Origin of the sequence: Desulfocicer vacuolatum DSM 3385, from assembly GCF_900176365.1 — a bacterium.
Classification (GTDB): Bacteria; Desulfobacterota; Desulfobacteria; order Desulfobacterales; family Desulfobacteraceae; genus Desulfocicer; species Desulfocicer vacuolatum.
Genome location: NZ_FWXY01000007.1, coordinates 159,598 through 186,341, shown reverse-complemented (window position 1 = coordinate 186,341; position 26,744 = coordinate 159,598). Strand labels below are relative to the sequence as shown.

The following is a 26,744-nucleotide window of genomic DNA, read 5'->3' as shown; positions in this document are numbered from 1 at the left end:
GGTACGCCGGGGAAATCTATTTTCTATTTCACAACTATTCATGCGTGAAAAGTTCAAAAATTTCATCCCACATCCAATCAGAAAAGTAATCCAAAAAGCCATCACGACTAATGGCCCCAATAATTCTTCTGCTAAACATTCGTCTTTCCATTATTCCCTCCCTTCTGCTCGATTTTAACAATTACTGATTTCAAACAGATTCTGGCCTTTGACGCGCCTTGTTTGCCGTATGCGCCACTGGGCCGCCTCAATTACTGATAATTCGTTACGGATTCTCACCGCCAGGTGCCGCACCGATGAAAACCGTTGCCGGATGTTGTATTTCTTTGCAAGAAGTTCAAAGGCGGATAATAATTCACTGGTGGTCAATTCCATGGTTAAGTTGCCCGTTGAATTATTATTATCGGTGGGATGCTCCGGTAACCCGTCAGCAACGGCATTTAGATTGACGACGTGGTATTCATCCAACAATCCGTTGGCGCTCTCCTGGGCAAGCAAATTGAGATACCGGACAATGATATTGGTTTCAAACATGATTTCGGTGTTTTCCTTATCCTGCTGGTTGATCCACTCCGCCACAATATCTTGCACCGACATGTCAAAAATTTGTTTTAAACCGGGGGTTCTTTGTTTCAATTCATCGGTGATCACCGCCATACAGGCCAAATGTTCATTTAATCGCCGTTTGCTGTGTTTGGGGTGATTCTTTTCAAGATATCGGTAAATTTTCTCCTTTTTGGTTTGATAATTATTCAAAATGTGGGTGGACAAACGGAAAATGGCCGATAATATTTTATCCCGGTTGCCAATGATGCTGTTTTCTATGATCATGCTGCCCGGATATCGTTGGTTAAAGAATTCTTGATCAAAGGGAATGGTGACGGCACGTTCGATAAGCTCGGGGAACTCAAAGCTTTCAATACTGGTGGTGATGATCTGGGTAACGGTTTTTTCGTAAATATTGGCGGAATCTGTGCCGCTTTTTCGTTTTTGCCGGGTGATCCCGGTGGCCACGCAAAGAAGAAAATCACGCCTGTCCGGAGTGATGTTATGAATTTCCAGATTATCACAGATGGTAACCGGATTTAAGGCAGCATCGGTGTAGTCAGATGCCGTGGAACCCACGGTGACAAAGTTCTGACCGTATAAAAGGGCGGTGATCATCCCGGCGGTTTCGGTTTTGCCGCTGCCCTGGTGCCCGGTAAATTTATTGATACCGTGGGCCTTTGCCATGTTCAAAAACAATGAATTAACGATGAACGATAAAATATAGATTTTCCAGCTGATATCACAGGCCATGTTATCGTAAAAAAGATCGAAAAATATTTGCAATCCATCGCTCATTTCCTCATCTGTCATGGGAATTAAGGCAATGGGCCGGGTTTTGGGGCTTTTTTGCAGGAAAACCGATGTGTCATTGCATCCATTCATCAATAATTCAATGTTTCCCGGAGTTATTCGGATGATTTCATTTTTGGGGTTACACAGGTTGTAATAAATGGCCGGGGTGGCCGTGGCACCGATTGTGCCGGCTGTGGCGTCGGTGTAAATCCATCCCCGGTGTTCGGTGTGGGGGGCTTTGTAATAACATTGGGCTTGAATGCTTTCCCAGATCACCTTGCTTTGTTTATCGGCATAATTAATGCTGCCCCGGGAAAGCTGGTACATGAGGGATTTAAAGGGCAGATTACTGCCCACCACGTATTGATTTCCCTGGTAAATATATAAAATTTCCTCATCGATTACGAAAAAATCACCGATATCCATTAACAATTCAAACACAATGTGGCCCACAATGTTTGATGAATACTTAAGTTCCTGTTCTTCAATGGTTTTCCGGTAAAGGTTCAGGCAGGTTTTCAATGATGGTGCCAGGGGGGCGGGCCGGGTGATACTTTCCAGTGTTATTGTTTTGCTGCTTGAAACGGCGGTGGATGGTTTTTCACCGGTGGCCGGTGTTGCGGATCCGAAAAGGGGGGCTTTGTTTTGCCGGGAAAAATCCGGTGGAATATCTGTTTTTCTGATGGCCTCATCCACATCATTATATAAGGTGGCCGGATATCTGGCAGTGATCCTTTGGCTTTGGGGGGCAATGAGAAGGCGCAAGGTATCGGGCAGGGTGTAATACATCAATTCGGATTTGATTTTTTTTAACAGGTTTTCCCCGGCGCTGTCATTGTCGGGAATTACGCACACGTCAAACCCACCGGTGGAAAGGGTTTGTTTTAAAATATCAATCTGTTTTTGGGAAAGGGTGCCGCCCATGGCCCATGCAGTACGGTTTATTTTGTCCAGGGCCACCGCGTCATTTTCCCCTTCCACTATATATAAGGTGTCTTTTTTGGGGGACGAATTTAAAATTTGTCCCCCGGGTTTTTGATGCCAGTTAAAAAAAGAATCACGATTTCCAAGTTGCCAGGTCTTACCGGTGGGCCTTCCGGTTTTATCAATGCCCTTGCCTTTGAGGTGAATCACATCCCCGGTGGGGCCCATGGTGGGGTAAATAATCTGGTACCGAAAATAATCGTAAAGGGAGCCGTTGTCGTTTTTGCGCACCAGTTTACTTTCAATCATTTCCTGATCCGTCACGCCCCGGGCCTTTAAATGGGTGTGAAGGTTGCCGTCGGCATAACCAAGCCCCAGTTTATTGATGGCTGCAGGGTTAAATTTTCGATAATGCAAAAATTGTTTAAAGCCCGGACTTGTCTTGGCCGTGGTTCGATAATAGACCATGGCTTCATTGAAAATGTTTTCTTGGGAGGTTTTGCGGAGATTTTGTCCGGTTTCACTTTTTGGGGTTCCGGAAAGGTTCCGGCCGGTATCTCTTTGTTGATTCATGGATGATGCCCGGGCAATGGGGATTCCCACGGATTGCGAAAGATCAAGGATGGCATCTGCCTTGGTTAAATTGTGTCGGATCTGGTGGAGTTCAATGATATCCCCGCCTTGATCGCAGGAAAAGCAATGCCATAATTGTTTTGACGGGGTTACCCTGAAACAATCCTTGTGGTTACACAGGGGGCATGGACAGGTTTTTGTGTCTGATCCTGATTTTTTCAGGGTCAATCCCATGGTGGAAAGGTAGGATTCAAGATCAATGCGTTGTTTTATGGTTTGGATGTTGCCGTTTGAATTATTGTTTCCCTTACCGTTTTCTTTTGCCTGATATTTTGCTGTTTGTTCTGTCATTTTTTTCCATTCCCCTTATTTTTTTTTAACTGGGCGATGGCTTCAAGGTTTTGCTCCAATATGGGATTTAACGGCGTTAAATGGTAAAGGGCCACAATCCCCGCATTTAAAAGTTTTTCATCGGTGCGGTATCTCCATCTTGCCTTGGCGTCCCTTTGGCCTGTCATTTTATCTATGGTGGTGGACAGATCATCTTGCTTGCCTATGCGATTTCGTATTCTGGTGGTGGCATCCTGATTTATGGTTTGGGTATCCATTTTAGTTGCAGCTCCTTTAACTTTTCAGCGTTGATCTTCAGATCCTGGGAAAACAGATGCACCAGCAAAGGTACGCGGTCAGATTTTGTAAAATTGTGTTTCAAGATTCGGTAAATATCCGCAGGAGTCCATTTAACGGAATCAGTGATGTTTGGGGTTTCGTTTGCGTGAATATTGGCGTCAAATGTGGTGATAATGGAATCAATGTCCGTGGTATCCGGCAATACATTGTCGATATTCACGGCGCTGATATCTTCATTGCTGGCAATACCTGCTTCCAGGTCTTTAATGAGTTGGTTTACACTGGGATCAAGAAAAACTTGGATTGAATCAATGGTTTCGGTTTCAAATGTTTGGATATTTGTGATGATTTCATCTTTTTTTTGGATGATTTCTTGTTTTCGGGCCTCTTTTTCCGTGGTCAGGGCCGTTGATTTCTCCTGTAGATAAGTAGATACATTTATTTTTTTCCGTTTCAATGTTTCCACCAGGGCGATAAATAGAAGATCCCTTATTTTTCCTTCCATGTTTCCCTTGAGTATCCCCGGCAAACTGTCGTCAAGGGCTGTGATGAGACTTTTTTCCAGTTCTGATAATTTCGTATGGATGGTGGAAAGGTGGGTGATCATGTCGTCAAAATCAGGCAAGAAGGTGTTCATATCAAAGGTAAAGGTGTTTTCTATCATCTGGACTTTGCAAAGATATTCATCCGGGTCAATCTGGGGGGGATCTGTTCGAAACCGGGAAAAATCAATGTTCAATCCGCCGGGTTCGCTGATTAACAACTTGTTTTCCAATTCTTGCCGGATACATTGAAGATTGGCACCGGTGCCGCCGGTTTGATTTTCATTGAGTTCCTGCTCAATCATCCATAAAAGATCCGCTTTTTGTTCTTCCAGGGTTAAATTGTAATAATCCAGTTGATTACATGCCGATGTCATGGCATTTTCCATGGTATCAATGCTGCCATTACAAAAAGAAACCAAGCCGTTTAAAGATTCAGACAGGGAAAGCACCTTTTCATAGGCAGTGGTTATACCGGTCTGGACGGGGGAGACTATGGCAAGCCAGGTTTCCATTAAATACATGGCGATCTCCACTTCCAGGGCATCAATGCGGAGTTTTGCGGTACTGATAAGGGTGTTTAAATCAATCACCGGGCCTGCAAAAAAGGTATTTACAATGCCGGTTGCTTGATTTTGGATCAATATGGATATGTCATCCATGCAATCTTGTACTATTTGCTCAATGCGCTCCGTAAACGGAATACATGCCAATACCTGATCCACAAGCCCGGTGGTGTATTTTATGCTGTCGTCAATCAATGCTTCCAGGGTAAGAACCATTTCACTACCCATTTGAAACACCGTGTCCATGATTTCGTTGAGGAAATCACCGACATTAAATATTTGATCCAGAACTTTCTTGTTTTTTTCTTTCACAAACTGGACGATTTCATCATGAAATTTTTGCACATAACCACTTGCGCTATATCGCAAAAGCCAGAGCACTGCATTGGATATAATCAGGGAAATAATAAAACGAAAAAGCCATTTCCACACCGGTTTCAAAAGCTTTGCCATGGCTGAAAATATTGTTGAATACATGCTTGTCTCCTTTGGCGTGTATAAAAAATTTGTCGTGGTTGTTATTCTTGAAGTTCCAAAAGCAAATTAACGATATCCGATGTTTCCACCTGTAGGTCACCGGGGGCCAGGGCAAACAAGATGGCCATACGTTCAACACGAAAAAAATTATTGCAAAGAAGCCGGTATACGTCCTGGATGATAAATTTATGTTTAAGGGGGGAGACTTTTCCCGGTTTCTGATGTGAAAACCGGTCGATTTCTTCAAAGGTGGCCATGATCTGTTCTATTTTTTCAAGATCCGGGATAAAATCCATGATGTTTACGTCTTCATGGCTGATTTCTTCTTTGGCCTTTTCAATGGCGGTGGCAACCTTTTCCACATATCGTTCAATGGTGGGGGTTAGTAATTCAGGTACCTTTTCAACAAGGTTTAACTCCACCTTTTCAATGTTGCCGATAATTTCATTGGCCTTTTCCATGATTTTTAGCTGGATATCATTTTGATATGTCATTAAATCGGTTTTCACACCGGATATATGGGTCATGAGGGCGTTTTTTTTTTGAATAAAAAGTTGTGTCATGGCAAGAACGATCAAAGGTCTTATCTCTCCGATCAGTTCAGACTGAAAAACCTGTGGAAACTGATTGATAAAATCATCAGACAAGGTTTGGGGTAAGCTTGTCAGATTATCATTTAAATCGTTAATCCGGGTTTCCAGGGCGATCAGACATGACCTTGCCGGTGCAAGGTCAATTTGCCAGTCCGGCATGGTGGGATTAAATTCAAAGACATCCGGAGCAAGCAGGGAAAGGCGGTATTGGTTATAATCAATATCAAGGGGTGTTGTGGAAACAGGAGAAATACCATTTAAAAGCTCAGAAATGGATTCAATTGTTTGATTGGCACCATCACCACTGCCTTGACATTGTTCAACCAAAACCAAAATATCGTCAATAATGCCCTGGGCTGTCTGGTTGTGACCCTCAATAATGGTTTTTTCATCGGTGGCCGCGATTTCAATGGCGTTAACCCCTTCATTGTACCAGGCAAACCCGGCATAAACGGCATTAATAAAATTATTGATGTGTCCGTTGTAAGTTGTCTTTGCCAGGGTCAGTTCATTTTTTATAAATTCATACCATTGGGTAGTGGTTTGGTTAATCCCTTGTTCAATGGTAGTAAAGGCCGTGGTCAGGGTTGTGATGGTTTCAATGGCTTCACCAGTTAAAATAAGAAAAGGGGCCACCGTCTGAGAAACGACAATACCAATGCTGTTCTTGGTATTTGACACAAGACTTTGAACACAAAGATCAAGCCAGGCCCCAAACTGGATAAGATTTAAAATGATGGTGAATTCATCGGGCAAAAGCACATTCAGGGCGGATTCCACCTTTTCCTTGAATGTATTCAATATTTCTTCAAAAAAAGTGAATCCATTATGAACCTTTTCAAATAACCAGCCTTCAATGGTATAAAGTTGAATTAAAAAGGCTTGATTCATATTTTTAATCGTATCCTTGACAATATCAGACAATTCAACGATCAAAAGGACCGCACAATTCGTAATAATCAATACAATGACCCTTGTTTGAAGAAATTTAAAAAGAAAAGACTGAATTTTCTTAAAAAAAACGGTGATAATTTTCATTTTTACCCTCCCAGATTTTTTAACTTTTCTGTTAAAGCTGCAGGTCAGACAAAAACGCTTTAACTTACTGTTTTAATTTGAATTTAAACTACGCTACACCCCCGGGTGCGCGCCTGCCCGCCCCTAAGCGTGCCTGGGCACGCCTGGGCATAATGTGCGCGGTTGCGCCCGCACGCACCTGGGCACTTGCCCGCCCCCAAGCACGCCTGGGCACACGTCCGGGCGTGTGCACGCGGGCATTATGCGCGCTCGGGTGTGCGCCTGCCCGCCGCGCCTGCCCGCACTTGCACCCGGCGTAACCGTGCCCGTGCCCGTGGGGAATTGGTCCGTGAAAGTTGGGGAAGATGAATTCATTTTTTCCCCAGCCATTGATCAAGGTCCGTTTTGTGAAAACGTTTGGTGTTGGTGGTCTTGCTCACAGAAATCGGGATCAAACCACGAGAGACATAATTATTTAAAGTCCGAGGGTTGAGTTTGAGATATGCCGCCGCTTCCTTAAGGGTTAACCAGGGGGTAATTGCTGTTGTGAGATTTGTACGTGGTGTAATTTTTTTTGACATCTTGAATACCTCTCCGATGGGTTTTATGTTATAGTGTGTGAAGTTAGATGACGTTATGTGTATATAACAACTTATAGTTTACGAGAGGTAACTATGTCAAGAGATAATGTACTCCATGTGCACAATATTTTAATGAGGGTAAAATTAATCTTGAATTTAAAGACCGATGCCGAACTTGCAAAAATCCTTGAAATAAAACCAACAACAATATCAGCATGGAAAAGACGGGGAAATATTGATCTGAATAAAATAATTACACTGTGTAACCCAATGAATGTAAGTATGGATTGGTTGTTGTATGGAAAAGGCGAGGAATGCATACCAGCTGCAAATGATCCCACCGAAAAAATAATAAAAATGCTGGAATCAATGACTGATGAACAAAGGCGAGACGTACTAAAATACGTTGAAAAGGAAAAATTGTGGGAAGAAGTGATCAAAAGACAGAAGTTGGCATGAAAAATGAGAAAAACTATTTCTTATCTGGTTTGTTTTATGGTTTTGTCTCTCCCGACCCCCATATTAAATGAAAAAAGTAAATCTTTGCCCCCGAGAATCACAATAACCACTAAAAATTATTACCATGGCAATATTCATTCAAAGATTTATCATAAAAAGGGGTGTCGATATTACAATTGCAAAAATTGCATAGTCTTATTCAAATCGGAGGAAGATGCAAAAAGAGCCGGGTACACTCCTTGCAAACTGTGTATCCCACTCGCCCCTGATCTCATCACACCAAAAACAGGAAAACAATAAAATGGCCACGATTTATAAGCGGGGAAAATATTATTGGGTATCCTACAAAGATAGAAATGGAAGGAGAATCCAGGAAAGCACAAAGTTAGGTGACAAAGCCGCTGCCGTGTGCATCAAAAAGCACTATGATGCTGTGGAAAAATCTTATTGTCTGGTGGGAACACCCCTCCAACAGGCAATTAGATTGAGCGATTGGTTCAATGAATATATACAGTTGAGGGAACACCGAAGGGCAAAAAAAACCATTGCAAACGATAAATTAGCCTATAACAGCCTGCTGAAATATCTCAACGGTGATAAATACCTGAATGAAATTAAGGAAAATGATATTGATCAATGGTATAATGAATTGTTGAAGGAAAAGGCCGTTGCCACGGCAAATTGCTTTTTAAGACATATCAACACATTATTTAACCAGGCCGTTAAAAAAAAATATATCCATCAATCTCCCTGCCATAATATCGACAAAGCCAGGGAAACCATAAATAAGGTGCGTGCATTGTCAGAAGCAGAAGTTCAAATTTTATTGGCATGTATGCCCCCAGTTTGGCAAAACTTAGTAAAGGTTGCTCTTTACACCGGAGCAAGGGCCGGTGAAATATGCAAATTTAAAAAAAAGGATGTGGATCTTAAACAACAAACCATAACTATTGCGAGTAGCCCGACAAATCCCACAAAATCAAAAAAATTTAGAGTTGTTCCTTTTCCCCGTGCATCAATGGATTTTTTCCGGCAAATTATGAAGTTGCATAGAAAAGAGTTTCTCCTGCTTAATAATAAAAATTCCCCGTGGCTTGTTGACTGGATTTCACACGGATTCACAAAATTTTCTCAAAAATCCGGTGTTAAATGCACTTTTCATGATTTGCGCCGAACATATGGGGCGTGGTTGATTATGAATGGTGCCGATCTGGTGACGGTGCAAGAAAATTTAGGGCATAGTGATATAACCGTGACAAGAAATCATTATATTCACCTCATAATGGACCACAAAAAAAAGCAAGTGGACAAATTGCCGGTTATTTAAATTTAATGTAGCAGGATTGTAGTAAAATTAAGTGAATTTGTGTGAACCTGTGTGATATTATGTATCACACATCAATATAACCTATTGTTTTTATTAACATGTAAAATTTAGCTGGATTCCTCTTAATCAGTAGGTCGAAGGTTCGATCCCTTCACGGCCCACCACTTAAACACAGGGTTGACGGGCGTTTCAGCGCTTTTCAGCCTTTTTTATTTTTGTCCCCCCCTCAAACCTCTGCAAAGTGCACCCACTTTTAAAACTGTGAAAATTTCATTGTCTACAGAGAATTGAAAAGGCCGTGCCAACACCCACAGGCGGTTACCCAGCCGTTCTGTTCTCTCGAATGTGAAAATATCAACCTTCAAGGGGCTTTAGCTGCTCCTTTAACCATCCGGTAAGAATTTTAACATCGGTGGGCATAATCTGCTCCGGCTGGATAAAGGCGTTCAGATAATCCCTGGCTACATTAAGCAACCCGGGATATTCCGCCATGACCTCTTCCACGTTGAACCTGAAGGCAAGATAAGAGATGGAGTTATCAAGGATCAAACAAAAACCGGGTGATCTCTCTTGCTGCATCCACCTTGGTGTACTTAGGGAGTCAGCAGTTTTCAATTTACCGTTTATCTAATGTACCACTTATAAAATATGGCGGTCTGAATTTTGTAAATGGTAAATCAATAAGATCTGACTCACTAATCGCCCCACACCCTGTCTTTAATTCGAAAAACGCCATCCACCATCACATGAATCACATCCGATCCCCTGGCATTGTAAACCAGCGCGGAAAAAGGGTCATACATGGGCACCAGGTGAGGACTACGCAGATCAATGGCAATGAGATCTGCCTTTTTTCCCACAACAAGGGAGCCAATATGCCGGTCCAGCCCCAGGGCCCTGGCACCGCCCAGGGTGGCCATTTCCACCACGGATTTTGCCTTAAGAGCACAGGGATCATCCAGGGCCGTTTTTTGAAGCTTTGCCGCCATATCCATTTCTGAAAAAAGATCCAGGTTATTATTACTGGCACTGCCGTCTGTGCCAAGCCCCACATCCATACCCGCTGCCATGAAAGATAACACCGGCGAAATTCCCGATGCCAGCTTCATGTTACTTTCAGGACAATGCACCACGGAAGATTTTCTTGCCTTTACAATACCAATATCCTCTTTATCCAGCCAGACACAATGAACCATAAGGGTGCGGTCATCCAGAATATCAAGCCCGTCCAGATATTGGACCACAGATGATGCACGGCCTCCCTGGCTGGACAACACAAGCGCCATTTCATTGCGGGTTTCTGCCACATGAATTTGAAAAAGAACCGCCTGGGACGTCGCCATTTCTTTGGCTTTTTTCAGGGTGTCCGCGCAACAGGTGTAGGGCGAATGACAAAAAACAGAAGGATGGATTCGAGGATTTTTATCTTTCCATTTATCAATGAATTTTTCAGCAACTGCGATATTTTCTCCGGGATCTGGAACCCCGGGGGCAGGAAAATCCATGACCCCCTGGCCCAATACCGCCCGAATGCCCGATCTTTCAACCCCTCTGGCCACATGATCTTCATAAAAATAACCGTCACAACAACAGGTGGTACCGGATAAAAGCAGTTCTCCACAGGAATGAAACGCCCATTTTTCAGCAACAGCAGGTGTCATCTGGGCAGCTTCAGCAGGAAACATGTGCTCCTGGAGCCAGACATCCAGGGGTAAATCATCGGCAAGTCCCCGGAAAAGAGACATGGGCAGATGGGTATGGCAGTTCACAAGGCCCGGCATCACCAGGAGGTTGGTGCCGTCAATGATGTCACGGTGGGGTGCTGCAGAAAAATCTGACCCGGCTCTGACATCGGCAATGCAATCTCCTTCAACCAAAATAGAGCCCTGTTCCAGGATAGGTTGCCCGGGCTCCATGGTGATCACCATTGCGTTATTTATGGCGGTGGTGTGCCCCTCCATGCAAAACTCCTTTGGCAATGGATGCATTGCCTTTAATAATATATCCTTTTTTCGGGGGATTAGGCGCGGGTATATCCCTCATCCACAAGAAGCCCCACACTGCTTCGCGCACTCCTGTTGGCCAGTTCATCCACCCGTTCATTCAATGGATGCCCGGCATGCCCCTTAATCCATTTAAAGGTCAAACCGGAATATTGTTCAGTGACGGCAAGCATTCTTTTCCACAAGTCAGGATTCAACGCAGGTTTTCCATCTGCTTTTTTCCATCCGCGTTTTTTCCAGCTTTTGGCCCACCCTTTGGTGATGCCGTTAATGGTATACTGGGAATCGCTGTGCACAATCACCTTTCTGTTCCTGTGGATGTCCGGAATTTTTTCCAGGGCCGTTATTACAGCCAGCATTTCCATTCTGTTGTTAGTGGTGTATTGAAACCCCTGGGCAAACTCCATGGTTTCACCGTCAAGGATCAAAATAATACCATAACCGCCGGGTCCCGGATTTCCAATGGCAGAACCGTCTGTATAAATATGAATATCATCCGTGGACATCCCCGGGGATTTTTTCCCGGGCACCGGAGAGGATTTTTTCGGTTCTTCCCGGCCATGGCGATCAATTAAAACATTAACTTTTTCAGATACAACAAGCCCCTGGGTGATCATGTCGTTAAGTACAGGGACAAATTGCGCCAGCCGGTGGGGAGCATCAACAATTTCAATCACAAGGGGCAGATCCTGGGAAAGCCTTAAAATCTTTGAAGTGCGAATTTCGCTGTGTTTTCCAAATCCCATGATACCCCGGGTCACCGTGGCGCCGGCCAGGCCGAATTTGTGTGCTTCTTCCACAATGGCTTCATAAAGGGGTTTGCGTCCATATTTTTGACTCTCACCAATGTAAATTCGAAGCAGTTCCATTTCAGTTTGCATCTATCTGTATCACTCCATTTTTTTTATGAAATACTCCGAAAATCTGTGGAGAATTTTTATCTTTGTTGTGGCCAAGCCGGATCAGAATACGGTCCGCCCATGGCAATTATATGGCCCGTCCCAATGCCATGCCCACAAAAAACATCCCGGCTCCCACCAGAAGTTGAAACATGACATTACCCATTCCCATGAGTATCTGGGAGGCTGCCATCAGTTGACCTGTTTCAGAAATAAAGGTGGAAAATGTGGTAAATGCACCAAGAAAACCGACAAAAAGCATGGAACGAAGGTCCGTATTTAAATTTCCCCTGCCCATGGCAAAGGCCCAGAGCAGCCCAAAAAGAAAGCTTCCCAGAATATTTACCGCAGCCGTTCCCCAGGGAAAATCTGATCCCAGCCATTTCTGAACAGCGCCGGACAGACCGTATCTGGCCAATGTCCCCAGTGCACCGCCCAATGCAATACAAAACAATTTTTGCAACACGATAAGACTCCTTTTATGCCGTTCTTAATGATCCACCGCCGGAATAAAAAGCAAACTCCCACCAGATTCATTCCGGTGGGAGTGTCCTGCCCTTTGCAAGGCTAAAATCAGTATAGTTTCCCTTTTCACCCAAGTCAACATCAAGACTTGAATCTTGAAATTTATTATCAAAAAAGATTATAACTTGATTTTCAACGGTCACAGCGCTACATATTGTCTGTTTTTTTAAATGGATTGTCATGGTATCATGATTGCAACGGCCTGGAAATGAACACAATGAGCACATCTTCTCACAAAATCAAACCCATAATGAGGAACAACATGCTGCAAAGCCAAGAGGAATTATTGGACGTATTATCAAATATCGGTATCAAATATGAGAACCATGAGCATCCGGCGGTATTCACCGTTGAAGAGGCCGATCAACACCATGAAGGAATTGAAGGAGTTCACAGTAAAAATTTATTTTTTAAGGACAAAAAGAAAAATCTCTTCCTGGTGGTCACGCTTTCAGATAAACCCGTTAAAATCAAAGAACTGGCAAAAAAGATAGGCGCCAAAAGCCCTTCATTTGGAAAACCGGATCTCCTCATGGAAGTGCTTGGCGTAATTCCCGGTGCAGTGACACCCTTTGCTGTGATCAATATCCAGGACCAGCCTGTGAAAATAATACTGGACCAGGATCTGATGGAAAATGATCTGCTCAATTTTCATCCCCTGGTGAACACAGCCACCACCACCATTACCCCTGCCGATCTTATGAAATTCATGGAGCACTGCAATCAGTCCCCTGAAATAATAAAAATATAACTGCCACGGGCACACCGCGTTTTGACCCGGCTGTGCCCACAAAAAAGCTTGAAATACACTGCTGATCTGCGGAGTATTTCATATCCCCCCTCCCACAATACAGATGTTCGGTTGGCATCCCATCAGTGTGGTGCCTGGCTTAAATTATTGGCATTTTTCTTGAAATTTGCCAAAGCATCTTTCCATCCCAAACGGTCCAGCACCCCCTGGAATCGATCATCCGGCCTTGCCCATAAATTTATTTTTGTTCCGGTGACCGGGTGAACAAAAGAGATATTCACGGCACACAAAAGCAGACCTTTACAGTGAAGCGTATGTTTAAAAAAATCATTGTGACGGCTTTTTCCATAGATGGTATCCCCCACAATGGGGTGGGAGATGTGCTTCATGTGTCGCCGAAGCTGATGCCGCCGTCCCGTGCCGGGATATAATGCCACAAGGGAATATCTGGAAGTGGGATATTTATCCACACGCACCGGCAGCTCCACCGTTGCCAGATTCACATAATCGGTAATGGCAGCCTGTTTTGAACATGGCAGTGCTGTGCGGTCTTTTTTTTGTTCCTTGCCTTGGGATACCTGCCCCTGGACAGTAGTGGCCCCCTCAAACCCGTTTCCATGCAAAGGCGGGATGGTGTCACAGGTAACTTTGGTTTTTATTTTACCTTTTTTAATATTTTCCAAACCATGATCAATGGTGCCAGCTCCCTGGAGATATCCCCGAACCACGGCCAGGTAAACTTTTTTCACCTGTTTATTTTCAAATTGACGGGAAAGTTCCCGGGCCCCATGGCGGTTCAACGCAAAAACCAAAAGCCCGGAGGTGGGTCTATCCAGCCGATGAACCGGGAACACCCGCCCACCGACCTGTTCCCTTGTCATCTGCAGGGCAAATTGAGTTTCATGTCTGTCCATGGCACTTCTGTGAACCAACAGGCCTGCCGGTTTATTCACCACAACAAGCTCCTTGTCCCGGTAGATGATTTCAAGGCTTTTCAGCGGGTAACGGTTTAAATTTTCATCCTTTTTCAAAACAGCTTCATCCTTTTTGATTGGCAGGTTCAGTTAAAATTTGAACCCTTCACATAAAATGTGGTATGGAATAGAAACGAACAGACTAAAATACCGGAAAACGGTTTCCATGTAAATATCCGGCCGACACCCCATCATCACTTATTTTAGCCTGCTCACTTAAGGGAGTCAGACCTTATTGATTTACCATTTACAAAACTCAGACTGCCATATTTTATAGGTGGCATATTGGATAAACGGTAAATTGAAAACTGCTGACTTCCTAACATCCGTATGCGACAAAGCCCCGTCTAAGGGTGAATATGGGGCCGTGGCCAGACCGTTACATTTCCAAACGAACATGTACGTTTCCATGGCATAAAACCAAATGACCACAGTCTCGTGTACCCGGTGCCTTGTAGAACCGGACAAATCAGGCTTGCAGTTTGCAGGTAAAATTAAAAGCAACTTTTTTCAACCATTTGAAAGTGGACATCGAGTGACTATTTTGGAAAAAAACAGCTATAAAATTGACAACGATCTATTAACCATCCGAACCCTCTGCGGTGAATTCAGTTTTAAAGTAGACGACTCCGACTCCACGGCAAATATTCATCGCATTGCCGAAATGATGGTATCTGAAATGGCCAATGCCGAAGAATCCGTTAGCAAAACAGGGGTACCGGTGAATCCCCATGTCCTTGTTTTACTGGCCAATCTGAATCTGAGTAAAAAATACGTTGAGCTCAGGGATCGTCTGGACACGTTGAAACAGACCCTGGAAAACAAAACCAGAACCCTTGGGGAGACCAAACCCAGAGTAAACACAGGCCAACAGGTATCAGGAACACCATACGTAAACACAAGCCCCCAGCCCATGACAAAATCACCCTTGGCACATGGGGTTGCCGGACATCAGCAAAAAGTGAATACCCCCTTGTCACCCCCCACTGCTGACAGGCACCGGCCCCCGGCCCCGGAACGTGAAAAAAAAGAGTTTACCGCTTCTCCAACGGTAAAAACCACAAATATACCTACACCGTCAAAAGCCCCTGTGTCCACCCGGGAACCGGAATCCCACACCCAGGCAACCGCCGAGGCCAAAAAACATACCCCCAAAAGGGAACAGGCAGCCCCCATTTTGCCCCCTGCACAAAAAAAAGCTGCAACGGCACCTGATGTGGCACCCAACGCGTCCACGGCAACATCAGACCGCCCAATGCCCGGGGAAACATCCCCGGAATCCCAAATCATCCCCCCGGAAGCCATGAATGATACCCCCATGAAAAAAAAAGGGATTGACGACTCCATGGCATCCCCGGCACCCGAAAATGATATCCCAAACAGTGCAAGCGCCCATCAGGAAACGGATAATGAAATTCCAGATGCGGCAATGCCCCCATCGGAAGTCACAAATGAAATGCCGGTTTGCGATGAAGCAAAGCCCTCCCCGGAAATCTCAAATGATCCCCCCCAATCCAATGCTCTCCCCCAAAATGACCTGCCGGATGGGAAAATACCGCCTGCAGCCCCCACGGACAACAGTCTTGACGCCCCCATGAGCATGCCCATATCTGCAAATGATGACCTTTCACACACAACCGTCATCGATGAGGCACCCGCAGACCAAGATCTGGACATGCCTGCCCCCATGCAGGACAGCATGCAGAAATCACCTAAGGACAGTGACGACGAGATACCACAAAAAACCATGGCAGACCCAATCCAACAAGACACCGTCCCCCCCCCCGTCATTACCAAAACATCCGTGGAAGAAAAAACTTCCCCCCGGGAGCCGGCCCCTGCCATGGGCAGTTTCCCCATCCACACGGCCACCGACTATTCACATATAAAAACCGATACGCCTCTCCCCATGGACAACCTCTCCGCAGAAGAGACCTACCAGCTGCCCTCCCTGGGATTTTTGAAAAATATCAACAGCAAAACAGAGGTGGATCATGAAAGCATCCGGCGGGATGCGGAACTTCTGGAAAAAAAATTAGGCTACTTCGGCATCAAGGGAGAGGTGATGGGCGTATCCCCAGGTCCTGTGATCACCACCTTTGAATATAAACCCGATCCCGGCATTAAAATCAGCAAAATTGTCAACCTTGCCGATGACCTTGCCCTGGCCCTGAGTGCTTACAGCATCCGCATTGTGGCCCCCATACCGGGCAAAGATGTCATGGGCATTGAAATCCCAAATCTTAAAAAAAGCATTGTTCCTTTCATTGACATTGTGAGCTCGGAGGACTTTATCAACAATCCCTCAAAACTGCCCATATGCCTTGGCAAGGATATCATTGGCAACCCGGTGGTGGTACAGCTTGAAAGCATGCCCCACCTGCTCATTGCCGGGGCCACAGGCACAGGCAAAAGCGTGGGACTCAATGCCATGATCACCAGTATCCTGTACAAAGCAAAACCCGATGAAGTGAAATTCTTAATGATTGACCCCAAACGCATTGAGCTTTCCTTGTACAATGACATTCCCCATCTTATCACCCCGGTGATCACAGATATGAAAAAAGCCACCACAGCCCTCCAGTGGATGGTGCGGGAGATGGAGCGACGGTATGATCTTCTGGCCAAATACCAGGTGAGAAATATCGAACAGTTCAACCAGAAAATGAAAGAGCTGGAACACGATCCAGAAGCAGATAATCCCCTTTCCTACATTGTGATCATCATTGATGAGTTGGCAGACCTGATGATGACCGCTTCCCGGGATGTGGAGCTTTCCCTCACCCGTCTTGCCCAGATGGCCAGGGCCGCCGGTATTCATCTGATACTGGCCACCCAGCGCCCCTCTGTGGATGTACTGACCGGTATTATCAAGGCCAATTTCCCCACCCGGATTTCCTTCCAGGTCTCCTCCAAGACAGACTCCAGAACCATCATTGATTCCAATGGGGCAGAGACCCTGCTCGGCATGGGAGACATGCTCTTTGTTCCTCCGGGTACGGCCCGGCTCACAAGGGTACACGGCACCTATCTGTCAGAGGAAGAGCTCATTGATGTCACCACATTTTTAAAGGCCCAGCAGGCACCGGAATACCTGTTTGACGTCATCACAGAGCAACCCGAGGAACAGGAACAGGAAAATATAGATGATGAATACGATGAAAAATACCAGGATGCCCTGGAGGTGGTCATGACCACCCGTCAGGCATCCATATCCGGCATCCAGCGGGCCCTGCGGGTGGGGTACAACCGGGCCGCCAGAATCATTGACATCATGGAAAGAAAAGGCATTGTGGGACCCTCCGACGGCGCAAAGCCAAGACAAGTACTCACAGGCCCCATGGATTGATTTTAAATATTCGGTTTGCCCATGCAAATGTCTGGACGGTGCGCCATCTTCGCCTGTCTGAAGTTGTGTAGCATACCAACGTCGGGTAAAAAAAAGCCAAACAAGTGAAGATGGGGTGCTCACCGAATATTTACCGTTGATTATTATTTTTCCTTGAAATAGTGGTCCACCAGCTGCTCAGCAAGGCCGGTGTAGGTGGCAGGGGTCAGTTGGCGCATGCGCTCTTTAAAGGGCCCCGGTACTTTTTCCAGTTTATCCACAAATGCATCCAGGATTTCTTTGTCTATTTTTTGTCCCCGGGTGAGATCCTTGAGCCGTTCATAGGGGTTTTCTTCTCCAAAAACCCGCATGGCTGTCTGAAAGGGTTCAGCCAGAAGCTCCTGGTTGGCCCTAAGGTCATTCTCCAGCACCGTCGCATTGAGATCCACCTTTCCCAGCCCCTTTATGCAGTTTTTAATACCGATGATATAATACCCGAAAAGGGAGCCCAGCCCCCTTAACACTGTGCTGTCAGACAAATCCCTTTGAAATCGGGACTTCTGGAGTTTCACGGCCATGTGCTCCATCATGGAGATGGCTGTTCCCATATTTCCCTCACTGTTTTCAAAGTCTATGGGATTTACCTTATGGGGCATGGTGGAGGAGCCGGTCTCCCCTTTTTTCAACCGTTGCTTGAAATAGCCAAGGGAGATATATCCCCACATGTCTCTGTCAAGATCCACCACTGCTGCAGCCGAACGAATCAAAGCATGAAGAATGAATGACAAAGAGGCATTGGGATTGATCTGGGTGGTGTAAAGAAGGGGTTCCAATTGCAGATGGGTGGTGAGAAACCGCTGCCCTGCGGCGATCCAGTCAATTTCAGGAAAAACAAAATAATGGGCATTGTAGCTTCCTGTGGCACCGTTTATTTTTGCCTGTACCGTTGCTTCCTTTAAAATGTTAACCTCCCGGTTAAAGCGCCAGGCAAAATTGACAAATTCTTTTCCCACGGTGGTGGGGGTTGCCGGCTGACCATGGGTCCGGGACATCATGGGAACCGATTTATAGGCCATGGCTTTTTCTTCAACCGTTTCAACCAGGTCAGACAAAAGGGCCGTTGCAATATCCCTGCCTTTTTTCAACATAAGGGCATAGGCCGTGTTGTTGATATCATCGGAGGTACAGGCAAAATGCACCCATTCCCCAATGTCACCCAGGCCTTTTTCCGTAAGTTTCTCTTTGATAAAGTATTCCACGGCTTTGACATCGTGGTTGGTGGATCGCTCAATTTCCTTGACCCTCAGGGCATCTTTTCCGGTGAAATCATTGAGAATGATGTCAATATCATCCACTTTATTTTTATCCAGGACCGCCAGTTTCAGATCCATGAGAATAAATTTGAGCCATTCAATTTCCACCTGAACCCGGTGTTTGATCAGACCATATTCGGAAAAAACATCCACCAGTTCACCGGTGAGTCTTTTATATCTTCCATCAAGCACTGACAATGCTTTTATGCTTTCCATAATTTCTCCATAACTTAGGGTGTGAATTAAAAAATATAACTGCCACCGGTAGACCTTATTTTATCCGGTTCTGCCAACAACAAAAATAGAAACTCTCTACAGGTTTGCGGAATATTTCATATAACCCGCCACGGGCGGACCGTATTCCGACCTCATTCCGCCCACAACAAAGGTAGAAATATTCCCCGGGTTTGCGGAGTATTTCATATAAAAAAAGTAGGATATAGTTAATAAAAGATCACACAGGTGTCAATTGTTTTCCATGCCGGGCTTCCTGCGTGCAGTCCAAGAATAAGGATGATCGCTTTCAATTTTCAGCCGGGATATCGATTTTTTGCAGGAACATCATAATTTTATTGACAACATCCGCATCTTCCTTATAGCCTGAACTCGATGTTCCATAAAATATATGGGATGATCCAAATATAACTGCCCCGGACAGGTCGTATTCTGATCTCGTTCTGCCCACAACAAAGCTTGAAATACACCTCTGATTTGCGGAGTATTTCATATAACTGCCACAGGCAGATCATATTGGGATTTAACCTGCCCACAACGAAAAATGAAATTCTAACTATTACAGGATTTTGGATGGAGTTTCATATAAAAAATTTACATGGCTGTAATTTCCAGCCACAACAAACAATGAAAAAGTAGTTGCTGTGAACACCCGGCACCTAAAATCCAGTACCCAAGATCTGCTTTGTCATAAAAAAAATCAATACTCCATATCAATAAAAAGGGAAAACATTATGGTTTCAGAATTTCCGGAAAAGCGATCGCCAAAAAAAGTTGACACCATTGCCCCCTCCCTTTCCAGGGAAACCCGGCAGGTCCTTGTTGTTGATTCTGATGAAAAAAACCAAACATTTATTGAAACCACCCTTTCCCGGTTTGCCTTTAAAAAAAAGCCTGTTTCCCTTATCAAAGCCGATTCCATCCATGATGCCCAGACTCTTATTTCAAAAACACAAAACATTGCAGTCATGCTGCTCCATCTGTCCCGAAAAACAATTACAGACGGCCGATGGCTGATCCATTATATTCGTGAATCTGTAAAAGATAAAACCATTCGAATTATCATACAAACAGACACATTGGATGACATTTCCCATGAGCAGATGCTGGAAGAAAGTGACATCCACGACATATTCACAGATGCTGAAATCAATGCTCAAAAAATCAACACTGTTTTTGCAACAGCACTGGCATCCCATGAAAACATTCAAGCTTTGCACCGGCAACTGCGACAAAAACAGACCATGAAAAATGGTTTCCTTGAAAGCGAACAACGGTTTAAAGAGATAACCATCAGCATTGGGGATCTTATCTGGGAAATGGATCGCCATGGGAAATATACCTATGTATCTGACAACATAACAGATATTACAGGATATTCCATGGAAGAACTCAATGAAATCCATTTTTCAGCCATGTTCAAGGAAAAAGAAACGTCCATTGCCCAAAAACGCATCTGTCACCGCACCAAGGCCTGTCTTCCCTTTAAAAACATTGAAATCTGGAAACAGCATAAAAACAAAAAACGCCTCTGTTTTCTCACCAACGGCAGACCCATGCTGGATGACACTGGAACGCTCATAGGGTACCGGGGCATTGACAGAGATATCACTGAATACAAATTGTCAGAAAAAGAAAACGAACGCCTCATGGCCCAGCTCAACCAGGTCCAGCGCCTGGAAGCACTGGGAACACTTGCCGGGGGCATTGCCCATGATTTCAACAATATTCTGGGAGTCATTCTGGGCTACACCCAGCTGCTCCAGATGGATGTAAGCAGTGATTCTAAAACCAGCCACTTCACCCGGCAGATCATTGACGGCTGCAACCGGGCCAAGAACCTGACCCTGCAGATACTGGACTTCAGTCGCCTAAAAGAGGAAGAGGACACCCCCCCAAGCCCCATCATTCCCACCTCTGTGGTTAAAGAAAAACTCAAGATGCTAAGGGCCACCATTCCTTCATCCATTACCATTAACAGTGATATTCCCCAAAAGACAGGACGGGTACTTGCAACCCCCAATCAGATTTACCAGATCATCACCAATCTGATGACAAATGCATACCAGGCCATGGAGGGCAAGCAAGGTACGATTTCCCTTGCAATGAAAGATATCTCCCTCACGGCTGAAAATTACACCCCCACCAATGAACTGAACCTGCCCCATGGCGATTATGTCACCATTGAAGTAGAAGACAACGGTAAAGGGATCACAACGGAGTTAAGGGATAAAATCTTTGACCCCTATTTCACCACCAAGCAGGGGGGAGACGGCCGGGGACTTGGCCTTTCTGTGGTACACAGCATTATCACACGATGTAAAGGGGGCGTTGTGCTGGAGAGCCAGCCGGGAAAAGGCACTGTGATTACCATTTACCTGCCGGCCTGCCCCGATGAACAGAAAAAAAACAGGGTGATGAACAATGCCATTGCCACCGGAGAAGGTAAAATTCTGTTTGTGGATGATGAAAAGATGCTGGTGGATCTTGGCAAAATGATGCTGGAAAGGATCGGATACCAGGCTGTTGCCTTGCAGTCCCCCTCTGAAGCCCTGGCTGCATTTAAAAAAGAGTCAGACTCCTTTGACCTGGTAATTACGGATCTCACCATGCCCGGCCTCCAGGGAACCCAGCTGGCCAGGGAAATCAAAAAAATCAAAAAAGAAGTCCCTGTTATTCTGGCCACGGGATTTGACAGTCGTACAGCCCTGGGCCAGGATGAAAATCAGGACATTGATGCGCTTCTTTCAAAACCCCTTTCCATTAATTCCCTTTCAGAAACCATTAAAAAATTTCTTAAATAGCGGCCCTGCTGCCAAAAAGACTTGACAAATACCCCCACCTGATAGAAATTAACATCATTACAGTGAACATTGTTTATAAAAATAACAAGATCTCCAGGAGGGTATTTTGAAACTTCTTAATCCCAAAAAAGAATCCTTTGATCATCTGGATGCCGCATCGGCCCGGATCATGAAAAAAACCATAGCCTTTTTTGAAAGCAAGGGAAAAACAAAACTCAAATCAGACTACCACGCCAAGGAGTGGTACGCTGATTTCCTTGAGTTTGTGAAAAAAGAAAAAATTTTTTATACCCTTTTAACACCATCGCAATATGGCACTGAAGGCTGTCGCTGGGATACCTGCCGCAATTGCTGCTTCAATGAAATCCTTGGATTTTACGGTTTGCCCTACTGGTACACCTGGCAGGTCACCATCCTGGGGCTGGGACCCATCTGGATGGGTAAAAATGAAGCACTGAAAAAAAAGACGGCAAAATTACTGGAGCAAGGGGAAATCTTTGCCTTTGGATTATCGGAAAAAGAACATGGAGCAGATCTTTATTCCAGTGATATGACACTGACCCCCCTCACCGATGATCAATTTGTAGCAGACGGCGGAAAATATTACATTGGCAATGCCAATAAAGCGGGCCTGGTATCGGTGTTTGGAAAGGATTCTGACACCGACGAATATGTATTTTTCACAGCCCGGCCGGAACATGAAAATTATACCCTGGTAAAAAATATCATTTCCAACCAGTCCTATGTGGCAGAGTTCAGCCTCAACGGATATCCTGTGGCATCTTCGGACATCCTCTCCCGGGGTTCCCATGCCTGGGACAGTGCACTGAACACCATTAATGTGGGAAAATACAATCTGGGCTGGGCCTCCATCGGTATCTGCACCCATGCTTTTTACGAGGCCATCACCCATGCGGCCCACAGGGAGCTTTACGGCAAAAAAGTGACAGACTTTCCCCATGTCCAGGAATTGATGACAACCGCCTTTGCCCGGCTCACAGCCATGAAACTTTTTGCTGCAAGAAACAGTGACTATATGCGCACGGCTTCCAGGGATGACAGACGTTATCTTCTGTATAATCCCCTGACCAAAATGAAGGTAACCACCCAGGGAGAAGAGGTGATCAACCTTATCTGGGACGTCATCGCAGCCAAAGGCTTTGAAAAGGACACCTATTTTGAAATGGCGGCCATTGAAATCCGGGGACTTCCAAAACTGGAGGGCACCGTCCATGTGAACATGGCCCTGGTGGTGAAATTCATGGCCAATTATCTTTTTGCACCGGCAGACATGCCGGAGATCCCCCTGATGCACAACACAGCCAATGACGACTTCCTGTTTGACCAGGGAAGCACCCGGGGACTTTCTAAAATTATTTTCCATGATTTTGAAAAAACCTATGCCCAAATGGACCTGCCCAACCTCACCATTTTTAAAGAACAGATCAAGGCCCTTAAAGACCTGTTGCTCAATGCCCCACCGGAAAAAGAACAGATAAAAGACATTGATTTTCTCTTGATTCTGGGAGAACTCTTTGCATTGGTGGTCTATGGCCAATTGATCATTGAGAATGCTCTTCTTTTAAAAACAGAAGAGGATATTGTGGATCAGATTTTTGATTTCATGGTAAAAGATTTTTCAAAACATGCGCTCCAGCTCTACAGCAAGAGCAGTGCCACAGACAAACAAATGGAAAACAGCCTGAAAATCATTAAAAAACCGGTGACAGATCCGAAACGCTTCCAGCGGGTATGGCAAACCCACGTGCTGAAGATGAGCGACACCTATGAGATGAATGCTTAACTTTGAATCCGGGGGCTTGACCACACACGCTATCCGCACACGACACGGTTAAATCCGTCACCTGCGGGTTGAAAAAAAACAATACTGTGCGCAAGCCCACCGATTATATGGGCAACGCCCTCAATTCCCTTGACAAACAGACAAACTTTAAAGTATCGTTGGCCAAAAACAAATGATATTTATATATAAAATCAAAATACTTATTTGATCCGGGAGAATTGAAATATGGCATTGACAAAAACAGAAATAACAGAAAAAATTCAAAAAAAACTTGATATCTCAAGAACCACCTCATACAACATCATGGAAGATTTCCTGGAAATCATTAAAGGCAGCCTGGAAAAGGGCGAAGACGTCATGATCAGTGGATTTGGTAAATTCTGCGTTAATGAGAAAAAATCAAGAAAGGGGCGCAACCCTGCCACCAGCCAGGAGATGAACCTGCCTGCCAGACGGGTGGTTACCTTTAAGTGCTCGGGAAAGCTGCGCAATCTTATCAATAACTAATGATATACCCGGCTCCAGGGGGGCACCATGATCATCAGATCAATTCCCCCTGACCGGAACAACCGCTAAAGGAATCTTCGGATTTTTTTGCTCCAACGGGTCAATCGCACTTTCTTGGGCGCACTTCCTTGGGCAGATTTCATTGGGACCCACCGGGATCAAACCTGAAAATCAGCTCATCCACCCCTGCCAGCCCGAATTCATGCTTTGCCACATGCTCAATGTATGTGCCGTCATGCTTGAGGCGGTCAATAATTTTTTCAATCTGTTGATTTTTTTGCATGACACTGTGATTTTCTTTCAACACCTGCACTTCTTCATTCCTGAGACTGACCAGAACCATGTACCCATTGCTCCCCCACACCATATAAGCGGCAAGCACCGTTAAGGCCAGCATGGCAAGGTAAAATCCAGATGCCTTAAATCGCCACATTTTTTTTACTTCCTTTAACCCATTTTTGCATTCTGCGATATTCCTGCCGCCCTCCCACAAAAAACAATCCCCCATACACCAGCACTCCGATCATGATGGAAAGAAGCACTCCCATGCAAAGGGCCGGTTTTCCTGCATCCAGTGCAGGACAAAGCAGGGAAGACGCCCAGCCCACCACCCCATACATGATCCCGGAAAAAACAAGGGCTTTGGCACCGGATAACAACATTTTCTGCCACACAGAGACCGTGAAATAAACATTTGCCTTCCACAAAAGAATCACAAGGTTAACCACAGCGGAAACAGATAAAGAAAGGGCAAGACCGGTGTGTCCCATACTTTTCATCAATCCCCACCCCAGCACCACATTAACCCAGATGGAACAAAACCCTGCCACAAAAGGGGTTTTTATGTCTGAAAATGCATAAAAAAAGGCCCCAAACAGCCGGGTACCGGAAAAGGCCCACAATCCTGTGGAGAGAAAAAATAAAACCGAACCGGTTTCAACCACTGCAGTCATTTCAAATTCCCCCTGGAAAAAAAGAAGGGCCACAATGGGTTTTCCAAGCACCATCAATCCGGCCATGGCTGGAAGAGTAATAAAAAACACCGCCTGTAGTCCCCGGGAAAACAATTCCGTGGCATCTTCTTGTCTGTTGATGGCAACAGATGAGGCCAACCGGGGAAATATCACCGTGGAAACAGACACAGTGAACAATGCCAGGGGAAACTGTACCAGGCGATCGGCATAATAAAGATAGGAGATGCTGCCATCCCCCAGACGGGATGCCATGAATGTAACCACAAGGACATTGATTTGATACCCTGCCCCCCCCACCATGGCGGGCAGCATGGTTCCTGCCGCCTTTACAGCCCCGGGATTCATGATGTGACAGCGCTTTAGAAATCGAAATCCTTTGCCATATATAAAGGGCAATTGCAGCAAAAGTTGAAACACCCCCCCCAGGGTCACCCCCCAGGCAAGGGCCACGGCCGGCATGTCAAACAAAGGTGATAACACCAGGGCAAAAAAAATAATCACCACATTAAAGACAATGGGGGCCACAGCCGGAGCGGCAAAATGACCACAGGCATTTAAAATCCCCATGCACACGGCCATGAGAAAAATAGCCCCCACATAGGGCATCATGATTCGGGTCAATGCCACAGTGAGATCATACTTCTGGGCATGGGTAACAAACCCCGGTGCAATGGTGGAAACCAGCCCCGGAGTATAGACAATGCCACACAGCACCAGCAGCACCCCGGCAAAAGAAATTATACAAAAAAAAGACCGGGCCATGTCAAAGGCTTTTTCTTTGCCTTCAATGGTGTGACATTTTGTAAATTCAGGGATAAAAGAGAGGCTCAATACACCATCGGAAAAAAATTTTCGCAACAGATTGGGAATTCTAAAGGCCATGAAAAAGGCGTCTGAATAAATTCCTGCCCCAAAAAGCATGGCCACAATGGCATCTCTGACAAACCCAAGAATACGGCTTAAAAGGGTTGCACTTCCAATGGTGAACACCCCGGAAAACAGTTTAGCAAGTTTTTGTTTTTCAGCCGGTACCATCACTTTTCCCTTGACAAAAAAGTTGAATATAATTAAATTACTTAATTCAAAACTTATGGAATTACTATTAAATTAATAATATAAATGAAGGAGTTCAAAACAAGTTGGCCAATCATAAATCAGCATTGAAACGTGCAAAACAGAGTGAAAACAGACGTCTTAGAAATAAATCCACAAAATCTGCCATGAACACCAGCATTAAAAAGGTTCAGGCAGCTGCCCAGGAAGACAGTAATGAAAATGCCCAGGAGCTGTTCAAGGCAGCCCAGGCCACCATTGCCAAAGCAGCGAAGAAAGGGGTTATTCATAAGAACACTGCCGCACGTAAGATTTCAAGGCTTTCCAGAATTCTGAACTAAAGCCGTTTTTTACAAATTTAAAGGCGTATGAATCAGGAGCTTAATTTCCTGATTTATGCGCCTTTTTTTTATATGAGATACTCCGTAAATCTATGGAATATTATTTCTATCTTTGTTGTGGGCAGACCGAGGTCAGAATAAGGTCTGCCCATGACAGTTTATATACAATGCAGCCTCCAAGGCAAGCTAAGGCAGAGCTGCCCG

General features: G+C 45.1%; 24 protein-coding genes. 9 read left to right on the top strand and 15 right to left on the bottom strand.

The window, feature by feature from the left end; translation table 11 throughout:
- Nucleotides 1–174 precede the first annotated feature (174 nt).
- From B9A32_RS08540 to B9A32_RS08520, 5 genes are all read right to left on the bottom strand, one after another.
- The gene (locus B9A32_RS08540) at nt 175–3,189 is read right to left on the bottom strand and encodes a CHC2 zinc finger domain-containing protein (protein WP_084068371.1); all 3,015 of its coding nucleotides are present in this window, start codon (nt 3,187–3,189) and stop codon (nt 175–177) included.
- On the bottom strand, nt 3,186–3,446 hold the full coding sequence (locus tag B9A32_RS08535) for a hypothetical protein (protein ID WP_084068370.1): 261 nt from the start codon (nt 3,444–3,446) through the stop codon (nt 3,186–3,188). Before B9A32_RS08535 ends, B9A32_RS08540 begins: the two co-directional genes overlap by 4 nt.
- The gene (locus tag B9A32_RS08530) at nt 3,428–5,053 is read right to left on the bottom strand and encodes a hypothetical protein (RefSeq protein WP_084068369.1); all 1,626 of its coding nucleotides are present in this window, start codon (nt 5,051–5,053) and stop codon (nt 3,428–3,430) included. Before B9A32_RS08530 ends, B9A32_RS08535 begins: the two co-directional genes overlap by 19 nt.
- A 41-nt stretch (nt 5,054–5,094) precedes the next feature.
- Nucleotides 5,095–6,684, bottom strand: a complete 1,590-nt coding sequence (locus B9A32_RS08525) for a hypothetical protein (protein ID WP_084068368.1) — start codon at nt 6,682–6,684, stop codon at nt 5,095–5,097.
- A gap of 350 nt (nt 6,685–7,034) precedes the next feature.
- Nucleotides 7,035–7,244, bottom strand: a complete 210-nt coding sequence (locus B9A32_RS08520) for a helix-turn-helix domain-containing protein (protein WP_084068367.1) — start codon at nt 7,242–7,244, stop codon at nt 7,035–7,037.
- Nucleotides 7,245–7,337: 93 nt separating this feature from the next.
- On the opposite strand from B9A32_RS08520, the gene B9A32_RS08515 reads away from it, so the two are divergent.
- Genes B9A32_RS08515 through B9A32_RS08505 form a run of 3 tightly spaced genes read left to right on the top strand, consistent with a single transcriptional unit; the run spans nt 7,338 to nt 9,030 of the window.
- A complete protein-coding gene (locus B9A32_RS08515) occupies nt 7,338–7,703 on the top strand; it encodes a helix-turn-helix domain-containing protein (RefSeq protein ID WP_084068366.1) in 366 nt (121 codons plus the stop codon).
- 3 nt (nt 7,704–7,706) lie between these two features.
- Nucleotides 7,707–8,003, top strand: coding sequence for a sunset domain-containing protein (locus B9A32_RS22505; RefSeq protein ID WP_084068365.1), 297 nt, complete (start codon nt 7,707–7,709; stop codon nt 8,001–8,003).
- Nucleotide 8,004: 1 nt separating this feature from the next.
- Nucleotides 8,005–9,030 (top strand): tyrosine-type recombinase/integrase, encoded by a 1,026-nt coding sequence (locus B9A32_RS08505; protein WP_170923762.1) that lies wholly within the window; start codon nt 8,005–8,007, stop codon nt 9,028–9,030.
- Nucleotides 9,031–9,384: 354 nt separating this feature from the next.
- Here B9A32_RS08505 and B9A32_RS08500 read toward each other — a convergent pair whose 3' ends face one another.
- The 4 genes from B9A32_RS08500 to B9A32_RS08485 form a co-directional block, all read right to left on the bottom strand.
- Nucleotides 9,385–9,609, bottom strand: coding sequence for a hypothetical protein (locus B9A32_RS08500; RefSeq protein ID WP_084068363.1), 225 nt, complete (start codon nt 9,607–9,609; stop codon nt 9,385–9,387).
- 116 nt (nt 9,610–9,725) lie between these two features.
- On the bottom strand, nt 9,726–10,991 hold the full coding sequence (locus tag B9A32_RS08495; protein ID WP_084068362.1) for an amidohydrolase family protein: 1,266 nt from the start codon (nt 10,989–10,991) through the stop codon (nt 9,726–9,728).
- A gap of 59 nt (nt 10,992–11,050) precedes the next feature.
- Nucleotides 11,051–11,914: a ribonuclease HI gene (gene rnhA, locus B9A32_RS21650; RefSeq protein ID WP_084068361.1), complete on the bottom strand. Its 864-nt coding sequence runs from the start codon at nt 11,912–11,914 to the stop codon at nt 11,051–11,053.
- A 106-nt stretch (nt 11,915–12,020) separates the two neighbouring features.
- A complete protein-coding gene (locus tag B9A32_RS08485) occupies nt 12,021–12,398 on the bottom strand; it encodes a fluoride efflux transporter FluC (protein ID WP_084068360.1) in 378 nt (125 codons plus the stop codon).
- A 345-nt stretch (nt 12,399–12,743) separates the two neighbouring features.
- Between B9A32_RS08485 and B9A32_RS08480 the strand changes: the two genes are divergently transcribed.
- Nucleotides 12,744–13,208, top strand: coding sequence for a prolyl-tRNA synthetase associated domain-containing protein (locus B9A32_RS08480; protein ID WP_232367091.1), 465 nt, complete (start codon nt 12,744–12,746; stop codon nt 13,206–13,208).
- On the opposite strand, the gene B9A32_RS22315 is transcribed toward B9A32_RS08480, so the two are convergent.
- Both B9A32_RS22315 and B9A32_RS08475 read right to left on the bottom strand, forming a co-directional pair.
- The gene (locus B9A32_RS22315; RefSeq protein WP_269749008.1) at nt 13,165–13,290 is read right to left on the bottom strand and encodes a hypothetical protein; all 126 of its coding nucleotides are present in this window, start codon (nt 13,288–13,290) and stop codon (nt 13,165–13,167) included. The two genes, B9A32_RS08480 and B9A32_RS22315, sit on opposite strands and share 44 nt — an antisense overlap.
- A gap of 40 nt (nt 13,291–13,330) precedes the next feature.
- Nucleotides 13,331–14,239, bottom strand: a complete 909-nt coding sequence (locus B9A32_RS08475; protein WP_232367090.1) for a pseudouridine synthase — start codon at nt 14,237–14,239, stop codon at nt 13,331–13,333.
- A 367-nt stretch (nt 14,240–14,606) separates the two neighbouring features.
- On the opposite strand from B9A32_RS08475, the gene B9A32_RS22075 reads away from it, so the two are divergent.
- A complete protein-coding gene (locus B9A32_RS22075) occupies nt 14,607–17,531 on the top strand; it encodes a DNA translocase FtsK (protein WP_232367089.1) in 2,925 nt (974 codons plus the stop codon).
- Between the two features lie 143 nt (nt 17,532–17,674).
- On the opposite strand, the gene purB is transcribed toward B9A32_RS22075, so the two are convergent.
- Together purB and B9A32_RS21080 are read right to left on the bottom strand one after the other, a co-directional pair.
- The gene (gene purB, locus B9A32_RS08465) at nt 17,675–19,039 is read right to left on the bottom strand and encodes an adenylosuccinate lyase (RefSeq protein ID WP_084068359.1); all 1,365 of its coding nucleotides are present in this window, start codon (nt 19,037–19,039) and stop codon (nt 17,675–17,677) included.
- A 307-nt stretch (nt 19,040–19,346) separates the two neighbouring features.
- Nucleotides 19,347–19,550, bottom strand: a complete 204-nt coding sequence (locus B9A32_RS21080; protein ID WP_139795765.1) for a hypothetical protein — start codon at nt 19,548–19,550, stop codon at nt 19,347–19,349.
- A gap of 241 nt (nt 19,551–19,791) precedes the next feature.
- On the opposite strand from B9A32_RS21080, the gene B9A32_RS08460 reads away from it, so the two are divergent.
- From B9A32_RS08460 to B9A32_RS08450, 3 genes are all read left to right on the top strand, one after another.
- Nucleotides 19,792–21,861, top strand: a complete 2,070-nt coding sequence (locus tag B9A32_RS08460) for an ATP-binding protein (protein WP_139795764.1) — start codon at nt 19,792–19,794, stop codon at nt 21,859–21,861.
- A 106-nt stretch (nt 21,862–21,967) separates the two neighbouring features.
- Entirely contained in the window at nt 21,968–23,665 is a 1,698-nt protein-coding gene (locus B9A32_RS08455) for an acyl-CoA dehydrogenase family protein (protein WP_084068357.1), read from the top strand.
- A 225-nt stretch (nt 23,666–23,890) separates the two neighbouring features.
- Nucleotides 23,891–24,172, top strand: a complete 282-nt coding sequence (locus B9A32_RS08450; protein WP_084068356.1) for an integration host factor subunit alpha — start codon at nt 23,891–23,893, stop codon at nt 24,170–24,172.
- Nucleotides 24,173–24,311: 139 nt separating this feature from the next.
- Here B9A32_RS08450 and B9A32_RS08445 read toward each other — a convergent pair whose 3' ends face one another.
- On the bottom strand, nt 24,312–24,605 hold the full coding sequence (locus B9A32_RS08445) for an FtsB family cell division protein (RefSeq protein WP_170923761.1): 294 nt from the start codon (nt 24,603–24,605) through the stop codon (nt 24,312–24,314).
- Complete coding sequence (gene murJ / locus B9A32_RS08440) at nt 24,592–26,181, bottom strand: murein biosynthesis integral membrane protein MurJ (protein WP_084068355.1); 1,590 nt, start codon at nt 26,179–26,181, stop codon at nt 24,592–24,594. Before murJ ends, B9A32_RS08445 begins: the two co-directional genes overlap by 14 nt.
- 104 nt (nt 26,182–26,285) lie before the next feature.
- Between murJ and rpsT the strand changes: the two genes are divergently transcribed.
- Nucleotides 26,286–26,540, top strand: coding sequence for a 30S ribosomal protein S20 (rpsT, locus tag B9A32_RS08435; protein WP_084068354.1), 255 nt, complete (start codon nt 26,286–26,288; stop codon nt 26,538–26,540).
- The last annotated feature ends 204 nt before the right edge of the window (nt 26,541–26,744 follow it).